Genomic DNA, 12,158 nt, shown 5'->3' with positions numbered 1-12,158 from the left:
GTCGTCCTGGAGCACGTAGGAGTAGGTGCCCTGGAGCACGCCGGGGCTGGCCGCGAGGAAGCGCGCGGCGTGGTCGCCCAGCTTCGCGCCGCGCCCGCCGGCCTCGACGCCGCGCAGGGCCACGCCCGCGTCGTCCAGGAAGGGGTGGAAGATGCCGATCGCGTTCGAGCCGCCGCCCACGCAGGCCACCACCACATCGGGCAGGCGGCCCGCCTGCTCCAGCATCTGGGCGCGGGCCTCCTGGCCGATCACGCGCTGGAAGTCGCGCACCATGGTCGGGTAGGGGTGCGGGCCGAGGGCCGAGCCGAGCAGATAGTAGCTCTCCGGGTTGGTCACCCAGTCGCGCATGGCCTCGTTGATCGCGTCCTTGAGCGTGCGCGAGCCGCTCTCCACGCCGCGCACCTCGGCCCCGAGCAGCCGCATGCGGAAGACGTTCGGCCGCTGGCGGGCCATGTCCTCGACGCCCATGTAGACCACGCACTCCATGCCGAGCAGGGCGCAGACGGTGGCGGTGGCCACGCCGTGCTGGCCGGCCCCGGTCTCGGCGATGATCCGGGTCTTGCCCATGCGCCGGGCCAGCAGGCCCTGGCCGAGGGCGTTGTTGATCTTGTGGGCGCCGGTGTGGGCCAGGTCCTCGCGCTTGAGGTAGATCTGCGCGCCGCCGAGCTGATCGCTGAGCCGGCGGGCGTGGGTCAGCGCCGTCGGCCGCCCGACGTAGGTGCGCTGGAGCCCGTCGAGCTCGGCCCAGAAGGCCGGGTCGCCCTGGGCCTCGGCGTAGGCCGCCTCCAGGGCCGACACCGCCGGCATCAGCGTCTCGGGCACGTAGCGCCCGCCGTAGGGGCCGAAGCGGCCAGGAACCGTTTCAGTTTCACTCTTAGTCATCGTTGGCGCCTTCATAACAAGCGGACAGGGGACAGGGGACAGGGAACAGCCGGGCAGCGCCCTCCCTATTCCTGTCCCCTGTCCCCTGTCCCCTGTCCCCTCGCAGCTACTTCTGGATCAGGCTCTCGTCCTTGTTCTTCTCGCCCTCTTCGAGCAGCATGATCGGGATGCCGTCCTCGACCGGGTAGCGGAAGCCGTTGCGGCGGTTCACCAGCCACTCCTTGCCCTCGCCGTCGCTCAGCAGCTCGATCGGCCCCTTGTCGGCCGGGTCGGCCAGGATGCTCAGCAGCTCCGGGCTGATGCTGCGCTTCTGCCCGCCCGCGCCCGCCGCCGGTGCCAGGTCGAACACGCTATCCTCGCGGTACTGGCGCAGCGCGCGGAAGACCATCACTCCAACGCCGATGAGGGCGGCGACACCGATGATGCGAAATAGGTTTTTCATATAAATCCTCCTGATACTACGACTCGCCGAATCGTCCCAATGCCGACATGGCTCATCTTGGGCGCTGCGACTATTGTAACCGAATTTTCCTACGGCGGCGCTCCAGTTTCGGCCCCTTCTGCCACGGCTGTGGCGGCTCGTCGGCATCGATCCAGACGAGCAGATGCCCCTCGGGCGCGTCCCCGTCGGGGTAGCGGATCTCAAGGAAGGGGAACCGCTGCTCCTGGCGCAGCATGGTGGCCACATCGTAGATGATCTCGGTCCAGGTGCCGGTGTTAATGTAGGTCTGCCCCTCGCCGAGCGGCACGACCTGGGCCAGGTGGGTGTGCCCACAGACGAACAGCTTGTCCTCGTGATGCGCGGGCTGGCGGGCGATCCTCAGCATCTCGCGGGCGTAGCGGTCGTTGAAGTCGCGCACCTCGCGGCTGATCTGGCGGGCGGCCTCGCTCTGCACCTGGTCGATCACCTGGTCGGGCGGAGGCAGGTCGCCGGCCACCTCGCTCACCTGGCGGGAGATCTCGCGCTGGCGGGCCACGCGCCGGCGGCGCAGGCTCGCCACCCAGGCCCACAGCCCCAGGAAGAGCGGCGCGCTGAGCGGGCCGCCCGGCCCGCGCCCGGTGATCGGCATCTGGTGCGGGGTGGGCCACGCCACCACCTGCATAAACCCGGTCACCCCGCGCAGGAAGAAGCGCCGCGCGGCGGCGTTGCGCAGCCTCGGCAGGGCCAGCAGGTACCAGAAGAAGGCCGAGGTCGGCTTGACGTTGTCGAGGAGCGGCGCGATCTGGAGCGGGTCGTCCTCCAGGTCGTTGATCACCTCCTTGACCAGCTGGGTGCCACGCACCACCTCGAAGGGCTCGCTGATCCCATCGAAGTGGACGAAGCGGTTCCAGCTGTCGAACTGGTTGCCGTGGACAAGGTAGATCCCGCCGCCGTGGTAGCTCACCCCGAATCGGATCTGCGGGTCGCCCATGCTCAGGCCGACGGCGGCGGCTAGCCGGGCCTTGGCCGCCGGGTAGTGCAGCTCGAAGTCGTGGTTGCCGATCAGCACGGTGAGCAGGCTGCCCGGGAGCGCGATGAAGCGTGACAGGGCCTCGAAGATCAGGTGGTGCGCGGCGATCACGGCGGCGATCCGGCGCTCGGCCGCCTCCTCCGACCAGTCCTCGTCGTCGATGTCGCCCAGGCGCACCTGGAGGAACTCGATCGTGTCGCCGGCGAGGATCAGCTCGCTGGGCTCCTCGCTGCTGACATAGGAGTCGATAAAGGCCGCGAAGGCCAGGTCGTCCTCAAAGTCGTCCAGGCGATCCCCGCCGCCGAGGTGCAGGTCGCTGACGATGATCCGCCGCTGGCGCGGGGCGATCTGCCCCGGGCCGATCGGCGGGGTGCTGTAGGGCGTCGGCGTAAGGGTGACTCGGCGCAGCTGGAGGAAGGCCCAGCGGGCGACGGATGCGCCGCCGACGACGCCGAGGGCCACGCCGAGCCCGGTGAGCGCCAGCCGCGCCCACCTCATGATCGGGCAGCCCCGCGCGCGGCGGCGATAAAGGCGCGGATCTTCGCCGCGCTTTTATCGCCGTCCTCCTCGACGCCGCTGCTCACATCCACGCCCCAGGGCCGCACCTGGGCGATCGCCGCCGCCACACTCGCCGGGTCGAGCCCGCCGGCCAGCATGATCGGCGCACGCCGGGACAGCTCGGCCGCCGCAGCCCAGTCGGCGCGCGCGCCAGTGCCGCCGTAGGCCCCGGCCACGTGGGCGTCGACGAGCAGACGCACCCCCGCCCCGACCCAGGCGGCCTCGCGCTCTGATCCGTCCATACGGATCGACTTGAGGATTGGCCGGCTCACCCCCGCGGCATCGGCGAGCGACTCATCGCCGCTGAGCTGCACGAGGTCGAGCCCGACGGCGTCCGCCGTGGCGTTGACGGCTGCGGGCGGCGTGTTGACGAACAGGCCGACGATCTTCGGGTGAGGCGGGGGGATGCGGCGCAGTGCGGCGACGATGGCGACAGCCTGCTCAACGCTCACCTGGCGCCGGCTCGGCGCGAAGACGAGGCCGATCATATCGGCGCCCGCATCGGCTGCGACAATCGCGTGCTCGGCTGTGCGCAGGCCACATATCTTGATGATCATAGGGGACAGGGGACAGGTCACAGGGGATAGGAGACGGGGGCGGTATCCCAATGCCGGCCCCCTGTCCCCTGTCGCCTGTCCCCTCGCTTACGCTTCGGCCTTCAGCGCGTAGTAGACCCGCTTGCCCTTCCCGCTGCGCTCAAGCAGCTCGCTGTTGATCGCCTGCTTCACCATCGTGCGCAGCTGCTCGTTGGTGCGGGTCAGGCTCTGATCCTTGCGCAGGCCGCGCAGCGCGTCGAAGATCTGCTGGAACGACACGGGCTTGCTGAATCCGCCCATCATCCCGCGGAAGACCCCCCACTCCTCGTCGCTGAAGTCGATCTCAATCAGCGACAGCTCGTTCTCATCGTCCGTGTCTGCGGCGACGGGCTCGGGCTCGGGCTCGGGTGCGACGACGGGCTCGGGCTCGGGCATAGCGACGGGCTCGGTCAGCCGTCTGCTCCTCGCTGATCATTTCGAGCGTAGCGATCTCCTCAAGGGCGTCGAGGGCGCGTAGCTCATCCATATAGGCGACCGGGTCGCCCACAGGCGGCTCATCGTCAAGGATCGGCGGCGTCAGCTCGAGGTCAAGATCCTCTCCATCCAGACCATTGAGCATCTCCGTCGCATCAGCTGCTGACCCGCCCCCCTGGCCGCGCCGCGAGCGGCGGCGGCGGCGGCGGCTGGCAGGTGCCGCCGTAGAGGCCTCGGCGATCGGGGCCGGCTCACTCTTCGCCGACTCCTTGCGCCCGTTCGACTGGACAGGGACATCGGCCACCGGCTCGACGGCGTTGTCATCGGTCAGGGCGGCGGCGAACTGCGAGAGCTTCAGGGCGTCCTCGCCGGGCAGGAAGACCTCGTTCACCGTGCCATTGGTGAAGATCTGCACCTTGCCGCGCTTCTCGGCGTCCATCACAAAGTCCTTGAACTTGGCGAAGGGCCGCCCGTTCAGATCCTTGTAGCGACTCTCCTTAAAGTCGCCACCCATGAGCTCCTTCATCACCAGCTTGATCGAGCCGAGGGTGGAGACATAGCCGCGCTTACGCACCAGGTGGATCGCCTCGACGAGCACCGTGTAGATATCGGGCTCGGCTGGGGCGGCTGGGGCGGCTGGGGCGGCTGGGGCGGCTGGGGCGGCCTGGCTGGCCGGCTCGTAGACCACCTCGATGCCGCGGTTCAGCTCGGTGGCGCGGTTGGCGATCGCCGTGGCGGCCGCCGAGCCGCCCGGCTGCCTGCCGATCAGCTGCTCGTAGAAGACAAACTCGTCGGCGCTCTGGGCCAGGTGTGTGCTGGCGGCGCCGCCGATGCCGATGATATAGACCTCTTTGCCCTGCTGGCGGATCGAGTTGACCAGCGGGATAAAGTCGCGGTCGCCCGTCACCAGCACAAACTTCGAGATATTGGTGTTGGTGAAGAGTGTCTTCATCGCGTCGATACAGAGGTTCATATCGACGCTGTTCTTGATCGCCCGTCCGGTGCGGCCCAGATCCTTATCGTAGTAGTAGGTCGCCACATAGATCGGCTCGATGGCGTTGGCGTAGAGTGCGCTCGTCACACGCGGGTAGCGATACCAGTCAGCGTAGGCGCGGGAGATCACCACGCGGCCAAGGTCGCCACAGCGGTCCATAATCGCTTCGAAGTTCGGGTTCGCGTTCAGCTTATCGCGCACGCTCACATACACGTTCTCGAAGTCGATGAAGACCGCGACATCAGGTCGCCTGTTTTCGTACGACATTGCTAGTGCGTTTTACTCCTGTGGGTTGGTGTCGGGTGAGGTGGGCGCGAGAAATGCTTCGGGGCCAGCCCATACAACATGGGCCCATGGTCGTGGGGCGTGCGATAGGGGAGAGGAACCGTATCGCACAGGTGGGGAGAACCAATCCGGTCGGCGCGATGACTATAATGATCAAGCTCATCGGCGGCCAATCATTGCCGCCAGTCGTCACACCGGAGTGCGGGATAGATTCGTATCACCAGTGACCAGGGGCTATGCTGCGGAGCACAGCACCGGGAAATTTCCCTGGACCACCTCAGGCTGCTAATCATCGAGAAAACCGTCGCGTATCCCAGCGACACATGGTGAGGGCAGAACCCTTGTGCCGCCGCTTACAACGCTACTATAGCATTGGCTTGCCGTTGATGCAACCATTGTCATTGCAGATTGCAGATTGCAGATTGCAGATTGCAGATTGGAGATCGTCCATCCGCAATCTGCAATCTGCAATCTACAATCTGCAATTCAGCTAGAGCCGGGTTATCTCGCCGTAGGCGAGCAGGTGGGCACGCAGCTCATCGTGGCTGATCTGCTTCTGCGCATAGCTGCGCCAGGCCCGCAGGGCGAGGCGGAGCATGCCGATCCGCACCACGCCGCGGTGGGCCAGCCGCGCGGCCGGCGCGTAGTGGCTGTCGGCGAAGCGCGCCCGGCTGCGGTAGAGGGCCACCAGCATCCGCCAGCGGAGCTGGCGGGTGGAGGCCCCCCCCACATGCACGACCTGCGCCTGCGGCACCTGCCAGATCGCCCAGCCCGCCGCGCGGATCCGCCAGCACCACTCGATCTCCTCGCTGTACATAAAGTAGCCCGTGTCGAGCCCTCCCACCTGGGCGATCACCTCGGGGCGCAGCAGCATGCAGGCGCCCAGGGGGTGGTCGATCGCGAAGGGGGCGTCCCCGCGCTCCTGGGGGTAGCGGCCGTGCCACCAGGAGCCGTAGAGCCGGCCGGGCAGCACCTCGCCGGGCGGGAAGAGGTCGAGCGCGGTCATGAGCGGGCTGGGGAAGCGAAACGCCGCCGCCTGGGGCGTGCCGTCCGGGTTCAGCAGGCGCGGGCTGGCTACCCCGACGCGGGGGTGCGCCTCGAGGAAGGCCACCAGCGCCTCGATCGCCCCCGGCCGCACCTCGGTGTCGGGGTTGAGGATCAGGAAGTAGGAGGCAGGAGGCAGGAGGCAGGAGGCAGGGTTCCCTGCCTCCTGCCTCCTGCCTCCTGCCTCCTGAAACCCGAGCGCAGCGAGGCCGATGTTCGTGCCCCTGGCGAAGCCGGCGTTCTCATCGAGGGCGATCAGCTCCGCCTCCGGGAACGCGGCGCGCACCATCTCCGGGCTGCCGTCGGCCGAGCAGTTATCGACCACGACGACGCGCAGGGGCAGGGCGCAGACCGCCAGCGAGGCCAGGCAGCGGCGCAGCAGCCCCACGGTGTTGTAGGACACGATCACGATGGCCACGGGCGATGGGTTCTGGTGCATAGCGGGGCGCATTCTAGCGCGGAGTTCGCCGGCGCGCAAGCTGCGCTCGGGAAGATGCTACAATGGCAGGGCGGTAGACCGCTTGCTTTCTGGGAATTCTATGCTCGACTTTGCCATTGACCTAGCCCACCGGGCCGGCGCCATCCTGCGGGCCGGCCAGGAGCGTGAGCGCAGCGTCGCCTTCAAGCGCCGGGCCGACCTCGTCACCGATATTGATAAGGCCAGCGAGGCCCTGATCGTCGCCGCCATCGGCGAGCGCTACCCCGGCCACGCCATCCTGGCCGAGGAGGGCGGCGCCGCCGCTGGCGCGGGCGAGTACCAGTGGGTGATCGACCCGCTCGATGGCACCCTGAACTATGTCCACGGCATGCCGATCTATTGTGTATCGATCGGCCTGCTGTGTCGGGGCGAGCTCTCCCTCGGGGTCGTCTACGACCCGACGCGCGACGAGCTGTTCGCCGCCGAGGCCGGCCGCGGCGCCTTCTGCAATGGCCGCCGGCTGCGCGTCTCGTCCGCCGCCGAGCTCGGCCACAGCATGCTCACCACCGGCTTTCCCTACGATCGCTTCAGCCGGGCGGACAATAACCTGGCCGAGTTTGGCCGCCTGCTGATGAAGGCCCGCGACATCCGCCGCCCCGGCGCCGCCGCACTCGACCTGGCCTACGTGGCCGCCGGGCGCAGCGACGCCCACTGGGAGCTCGGCCTGGCCCCCTGGGACACGGCCGCCGGCGCCCTGCTCGTGCGCGAGGCCGGCGGCGCCCTGAGCGACTGGCGCGGCGAGCCCTGGCGCCCAGGCGGCGACCGCCTTGTGGCCAGCAACGGGCACATCCACGCCGAGATCTTACGCGAATTGTGAATGTTGAATGGTGAATGTTGAATGCGCCCATTCACCATTCACCATTCACCATTCAACATTATGAAATGGCAAACTACCTACGCGACTTTATGAGCGATGCCCCGGTGCTGAGCGCGCGCCGGCCGACGATCAACGAGTTCTTCCTGTCGGCCTACACGCTGAGCATCTACACCGGCTGCGAGCTAGGCTGCCCCTACTGTGACAGCTGGCTCTTTGGCGACCGCCCGCTGAACGAGACGATCCACATCCCGCTTGACCTGCCGCAGCGCCTCGACGCTGAGCTGGCCCATGTGGATCGCGGCGACCTGATCGCGATCACCGCCCTTAGCGACCCCTACCAGCCCGCCGAGCAGACCTACCGCATCACCCGGCAGACCTTGCAGGTGCTCGCCGACAAGGGCCAGCCCTGCCTCTTGCAGACCAAGAGCGCCAGCGTGCTGGAGGACGCGGCCCTGCTCCAGCGGATGAATGAGAGCGGCCTGGCCATCGTGATGACCACCCTCGTCACCATGGACCCGCACCTCTCCGAGAAGCTGGAGGGCAAGGCACCGCCGCCGGCGCTGCGCCTCGAGATGCTGGCCGAGCTGAAGCGGGCGGGCGTGCCGGTGGGCGTGGCGATCCTGCCGGTCATGCCCTACGTGAACGACACCCAGTCGGCGCTGCGGGCGATGCTGCGGGCCTGCGCCGAGGCTCGGGTCGACTTTGTGATCTGGGACTACCTACACATTCCGAACGAGCGCCACCGCAGCCGGGTGAACGAGATCCTCGCCCGGGTGGGCTCCTTCCCACACAGCTACTACCGCGACATCTACCAGGGCCAGGCGACGGTGAGCGCGGCCTACCGTCACGATCGAGATGTCGAGCTGCTGGGCCGCTGCGACGGCCTGGGGCTAGAGGTGCGGGCGCCGCAGCGGATCTTCGCCGGCAAGCTGAGCCCGGCCAACGAGGCCGCGCTGCTGCTCAAGCACAGCGCCTTCCGCGACCGCGTGCAGGGCCGGGATCGGGTGGCGCGCATCCACCACAGCCTGGCCGAGCAGATCTACGCCGGCGACCTGCGCCCGGCCGCCCTGCGCGACAGCCCGCTGGCCCTGACGATCCGCGAGATTCTAGAGTAGGGCCGAAGCATCGGCGTCAGACGCACAGGCTTTAGCGGCCAGGCTTACCGCGCCGATGCTTCGGCCCTACGACACCCGCACGGCGGGCCGTTTGTCGGCGACCTGGCGCTGGAGGCGGGCGTAGAGCAAGCGGCGCAGCTCGGAGAGGCGGGCCTGATACTCGGGCGTGTCGATCGCCTCGGTCCACATGATCAGCGCATCCTCGCCGTTGTCGGTGTAGTAGCGCGGGCGCGTGCCGGCCGGCTGGAAGCCATATTTGATGTAGAGCCGCTGGGCGCTCGCGTTCGAGACGCGCACCTCAAGGGTGAGCATCTTCGCCCGCAGCTCGTAGGCAGCGTCGATCAGGCCGTTCAGCAGCAGCTCGCCCACGCCGAACCCGCGATACTGCGGGTCGACGGCGATCGTCGTGACGTGGGCGTCATCGACGGTGAGCCAGAGCCCGCCGTAGCCGATGGCCGGGCAGCTCGGGGCCGCGCCAGGTGCCGACGGGAAGAGGGCCGCGGCGATCTGGCCGATGATCCCGAGGCGTCGTGGCGACCCGCCCCCCCCGGCGCGTGGCGGGGGCGGGGTGGTGCTGCCACGGGCCACGAGGTAGCGGCAGCTTGCGGCGTTGCGGATCTCGCGCTTGTAGGTGTTGGCCGACCAGGGTGTGGTGAAGCTCTGGCTCTCGATCTGCTGGACTTCGGGGATGTCGTCCTCGGTCATCGGCTCGATGAAGTAGTACATCCGGTCACTCCACAGCGAGAGCGATCAGTGGCATGATCGGGCGCGCCGCATGCGCCCGACGCCCCCACGCTATCATTTGATCGGTGTCGCCGAGGTGACGGTAAAGATGCTCTGATAGGCGCCGTCCTTCCCAAAGCCGCCGCCGGTCTGGAAGGTGCCGGTGACCTCGACGTGGCCCCAGACATAGCTGTTGTTCGGCCCGACGTTCAGCTCGGCGGACTGATCGGGCGGGAAGCCCTCCATCCAGATCGGGCTGCCCATCGGCTGGGGGCTGGAGCCGTCCTCCTCGGTGGCGACGCCCTCGGCCAGCACATAGATCACCGAGTTCCAGAAGTAGTAGCCCTGGGTGGTGATCGTCTGGCCGTTGTACGCCTCGGGGTTGCGCTGGAGCTCAAAGAACGAGACCTTCCCATCGGCGAGGGGCGTGTCCTTGATCGCGTTCTCGACGCGGCGCACCTGCTCGATCGGCTCGGCGGCGCTAACGGTGAGCTGGTAGGGGTAGCTCCCATTCGGGCCGAAGCTGCCAGAGGCAAACTGGCCGCGGACGCGCACAAAGCCATAGACAGCGTCGCCGGGGCTGTGGAGGTCGGCGGTGAGCTCGGCGGGGAAGCCCTCAAGCCAGATCGCATCGCCGAGCGGCTGGGCATCGAGGCCGTTGTCGAGGGTGTGGACGCCGAGGGCCAGCACCGAGATCGACGGGTCTCCGGGGCGCCAGAGGTAGGCTCCATCGACGGTGATCTCTTTGCCGGCGTATGTGGCGGGATCGGCTGTGACATTCTGGACGTAGAGCGGCGTGCCGAGAGCGCTGGCCTGGCCGCCGCATGTGGCCAGCAGTAGCAGCGATGTGAGCAGCATAAGGGCGAGCAACAGGGATCGCCACGGGCTGCGAATCATACTCTATCCTCCTGGCGCGTGATTGCTGTTAGGGTGGGCCTGGGCAGCCCACAAGCGCTGTCAGCCGCTATGGCGGCACACATGGCCGAGCCATAGGTCCACAGCAACGCCTTCGTCACGCTATTGTACGACACTATACCGGCGATTATACCAGATGCGATCCCTGGTAGCAACTGCGCGAAATTCTTGACAGCTATAGGTGAGAACAGTATTATTAGTATATCATGGGGCTATGAATCCATAGGATCCTGAAACAGCACAGCGGGGCATGGCTCAGGGCAACGCCCCGCTTGATGCACTTTAAAAACTTCATAGGAGGTTATCGTGATAGATCTACTTGGGGCCGCCCTGAGCCTTGTAGTCGGACTGGTGGTTGGCGGCAGCGTCGGCGTCTGGTGGATGAACAATGGGGTGAACTCCCAGATGCAGAGTAAAGCCGCCGAAGCCCGTCTGTTGTTAGAAGAGGCGCGCTCCCAACAGAAAGAGATCCTGCTTCAAGCCAAAGATGACGCGCTGCGTGTTCGAAATGACGCTGAGGCGGAGATCCGTGAGTCCCGCCAGGGTATCCAGAAGCAGGAAGAGCGTCTGCAGCGGAAGGAGGAGAACCTCGACCGGAAGCTTGAAGGGCTTGAGCGACGGGATCGCCAGGTGCAGAACCGCGAGCGGCAGATCGAGCAGCTGTACCAGGAGGCCGAGCGAGTGAAGGGCCAGCAGGTGGGAGAGCTCGAGCGCATCTCTCAGCTCAACCGCGATGAGGCCCGCGAGATCATCCTCGCCCAGGTCGAGAGCGAGGCCCGCGATGAGGCGGCCCGCCGGATCCGTGAGATCGAGCAGAACGCCCGTAATGAGGCGGAGAAGACGGCCCGCAAGATCATTGGGCTCGCAGTCCAGCGCTGCGCGTCTGACTATGTCGCAGAGCTGACGGTCACCACTGTGAATCTCCCGAGTGAGGAGCTGAAAGGCCGGATCATCGGCCGTGAGGGGCGGAATATCCGCGCCTTCGAGCAAATCACCGGTGTCGATATTATCGTCGATGATACGCCCGAGGCGGTCACGCTCTCGTGCCACGACCCGGTGCGCCGGGAGGTGGCGCGGGTGTCCCTCTCGCGGCTACTGAAAGATGGCAGAATTCACCCCACGCGCATCGAAGAGATTGTGCAAAAAACCCAGGTAGAGATCGAGCACGTGATGCGTGAGGAGGGTGAGCGGGTTGCCTATGAGGCCAATGTCCAGGGCCTCCACCCCGACCTGATCAAGCTGCTGGGGCGCCTGAAGTATCGCACCAGCTACGGGCAGAATGTGCTCCAGCACTCGCTGGAGTGCGCGCTGCTTGCGGCCCACATGGCCGCCGAGATCGGGGCAAATATTAACATCGCGAAGACGGCCGCCCTGCTCCATGATATTGGCAAGGCGGTTGACCACGAGGTGCAAGGGCCGCACGCCCTGATCGGCGCCGATATCGCCCGGCGCCTGGGCCGCTCCCCGGCGATCGTCCACGCGATCGCCGCGCATCACCACGATGAGGAGCCACAAACGGTTGAGGCGTTCCTGGTGATCGCCGCCGACGCAATATCGGGCGGGCGCCCCGGCGCTCGTCGTGAGACCCTCGACCTCTATATCAAGCGCCTTGAGGCGCTTGAGACGGTCGCCACCTCGTTCACTGGCGTGCAGCGCGCCTTCGCGGTGCAGGCCGGCCGCGAGGTCCGCGTGATGGTTCAGCCTGACCAGATCGATGACCTTGCCAGCATCCACCTGGCCCGCGATGTGGCAAAGAAGATTGAGGAGAGCCTGCAGTATCCCGGCCAGATCAAGGTGACTATTATTCGGGAGACGCGGGCGGTCGACTTCGCCCGCTAGCTGGCGCGGGCGAGGCTCGGGCGGCGCTGCCGCCACGGCGAAGGTTT

The 12,158-nt window shown here is 67.0% G+C and carries 12 protein-coding genes; 3 read left to right on the top strand and 9 right to left on the bottom strand.

Annotated features, from left to right (window positions below):
• The 7 genes from trpB to K2Z83_RS06240 all read right to left on the bottom strand — a co-directional run.
• A partial coding sequence (gene trpB, locus K2Z83_RS06265) for a tryptophan synthase subunit beta (protein WP_255603414.1) occupies window positions 1-882 on the bottom strand: 882 nt, incomplete at its 3' end.
• Between the two features lie 106 nt (window positions 883-988).
• Window positions 989-1,324, bottom strand: a complete 336-nt coding sequence (locus K2Z83_RS28805; RefSeq protein ID WP_255603413.1) for a Trm112 family protein — start codon at window positions 1,322-1,324, stop codon at window positions 989-991.
• A gap of 70 nt (window positions 1,325-1,394) precedes the next feature.
• Window positions 1,395-2,831: a metallophosphoesterase gene (locus K2Z83_RS06255; RefSeq protein WP_220594318.1), complete on the bottom strand. Its 1,437-nt coding sequence runs from the start codon at window positions 2,829-2,831 to the stop codon at window positions 1,395-1,397.
• A complete protein-coding gene (locus K2Z83_RS06250) occupies window positions 2,828-3,448 on the bottom strand; it encodes a phosphoribosylanthranilate isomerase (RefSeq protein WP_220594317.1) in 621 nt (206 codons plus the stop codon). Before K2Z83_RS06250 ends, K2Z83_RS06255 begins: the two co-directional genes overlap by 4 nt.
• An 87-nt stretch (window positions 3,449-3,535) precedes the next feature.
• Complete coding sequence (locus K2Z83_RS28800; protein WP_255603411.1) at window positions 3,536-3,862, bottom strand: hypothetical protein; 327 nt, start codon at window positions 3,860-3,862, stop codon at window positions 3,536-3,538.
• The gene (locus tag K2Z83_RS06245; protein ID WP_255603410.1) at window positions 3,792-5,162 is read right to left on the bottom strand and encodes an NYN domain-containing protein; all 1,371 of its coding nucleotides are present in this window, start codon (window positions 5,160-5,162) and stop codon (window positions 3,792-3,794) included. Before K2Z83_RS06245 ends, K2Z83_RS28800 begins: the two co-directional genes overlap by 71 nt.
• Window positions 5,163-5,670: 508 nt before the next feature.
• The gene (locus K2Z83_RS06240) at window positions 5,671-6,663 is read right to left on the bottom strand and encodes a glycosyltransferase family 2 protein (RefSeq protein WP_255603409.1); all 993 of its coding nucleotides are present in this window, start codon (window positions 6,661-6,663) and stop codon (window positions 5,671-5,673) included.
• 100 nt (window positions 6,664-6,763) lie between these two features.
• Here K2Z83_RS06240 and K2Z83_RS06235 point away from each other — a divergent pair, with 100 nt between their 5' ends.
• A complete protein-coding gene (locus K2Z83_RS06235) occupies window positions 6,764-7,519 on the top strand; it encodes an inositol monophosphatase family protein (protein ID WP_220594315.1) in 756 nt (251 codons plus the stop codon).
• Between the two features lie 14 nt (window positions 7,520-7,533).
• Window positions 7,534-8,634: a radical SAM protein gene (locus K2Z83_RS06230; protein WP_255603408.1), complete on the top strand. Its 1,101-nt coding sequence runs from the start codon at window positions 7,534-7,536 to the stop codon at window positions 8,632-8,634.
• A gap of 66 nt (window positions 8,635-8,700) precedes the next feature.
• Here the strand turns inward: K2Z83_RS06230 and rimI are convergent, their stop codons facing one another.
• Both rimI and K2Z83_RS06220 read right to left on the bottom strand, forming a co-directional pair.
• Window positions 8,701-9,360 (bottom strand): ribosomal protein S18-alanine N-acetyltransferase, encoded by a 660-nt coding sequence (gene rimI / locus K2Z83_RS06225; RefSeq protein WP_220594314.1) that lies wholly within the window; start codon window positions 9,358-9,360, stop codon window positions 8,701-8,703.
• 72 nt (window positions 9,361-9,432) lie between these two features.
• Window positions 9,433-10,254: a hypothetical protein gene (locus K2Z83_RS06220; RefSeq protein ID WP_220594313.1), complete on the bottom strand. Its 822-nt coding sequence runs from the start codon at window positions 10,252-10,254 to the stop codon at window positions 9,433-9,435.
• Between the two features lie 324 nt (window positions 10,255-10,578).
• Between K2Z83_RS06220 and rny the strand changes: the two genes are divergently transcribed.
• Complete coding sequence (gene rny / locus K2Z83_RS06215; protein ID WP_220594312.1) at window positions 10,579-12,111, top strand: ribonuclease Y; 1,533 nt, start codon at window positions 10,579-10,581, stop codon at window positions 12,109-12,111.
• The last annotated feature ends 47 nt before the right edge of the window (window positions 12,112-12,158 follow it).

It is taken from the genome of Oscillochloris sp. ZM17-4, assembly GCF_019599295.1.
Lineage (GTDB): Bacteria > Chloroflexota > Chloroflexia > Chloroflexales > Chloroflexaceae > Oscillochloris.
This window is presented reverse-complemented; position numbering and strand designations above follow the sequence as displayed.

Bases quoted from the DNA above. Each gene is read 5' to 3' on its own strand.
- K2Z83_RS28805 (WP_255603413.1), bottom strand. From the start codon at position 1,324: ATGAAAAACCTATTTCGCATCATCGGTGTCGCCGCCCTCATCGGCGTT.
- K2Z83_RS06255 (WP_220594318.1), bottom strand. From the start codon at position 2,831: ATGAGGTGGGCGCGGCTGGCGCTCACCGGGCTCGGCGTGGCCCTCGGC.
- K2Z83_RS06250 (WP_220594317.1), bottom strand. From the start codon at position 3,448: ATGATCATCAAGATATGTGGCCTGCGCACAGCCGAGCACGCGATTGTC.
- K2Z83_RS28800 (WP_255603411.1), bottom strand. From the start codon at position 3,862: ATGCCCGAGCCCGAGCCCGTCGTCGCACCCGAGCCCGAGCCCGAGCCC.
- K2Z83_RS06245 (WP_255603410.1), bottom strand. From the start codon at position 5,162: ATGTCGTACGAAAACAGGCGACCTGATGTCGCGGTCTTCATCGACTTC.
- K2Z83_RS06240 (WP_255603409.1), bottom strand. From the start codon at position 6,663: ATGCACCAGAACCCATCGCCCGTGGCCATCGTGATCGTGTCCTACAAC.
- K2Z83_RS06235 (WP_220594315.1), top strand. From the start codon at position 6,764: ATGCTCGACTTTGCCATTGACCTAGCCCACCGGGCCGGCGCCATCCTG.
- K2Z83_RS06230 (WP_255603408.1), top strand. From the start codon at position 7,534: ATGTTGAATGCGCCCATTCACCATTCACCATTCACCATTCAACATTAT.
- rimI (WP_220594314.1), bottom strand. From the start codon at position 9,360: ATGTACTACTTCATCGAGCCGATGACCGAGGACGACATCCCCGAAGTC.
- K2Z83_RS06220 (WP_220594313.1), bottom strand. From the start codon at position 10,254: ATGATTCGCAGCCCGTGGCGATCCCTGTTGCTCGCCCTTATGCTGCTC.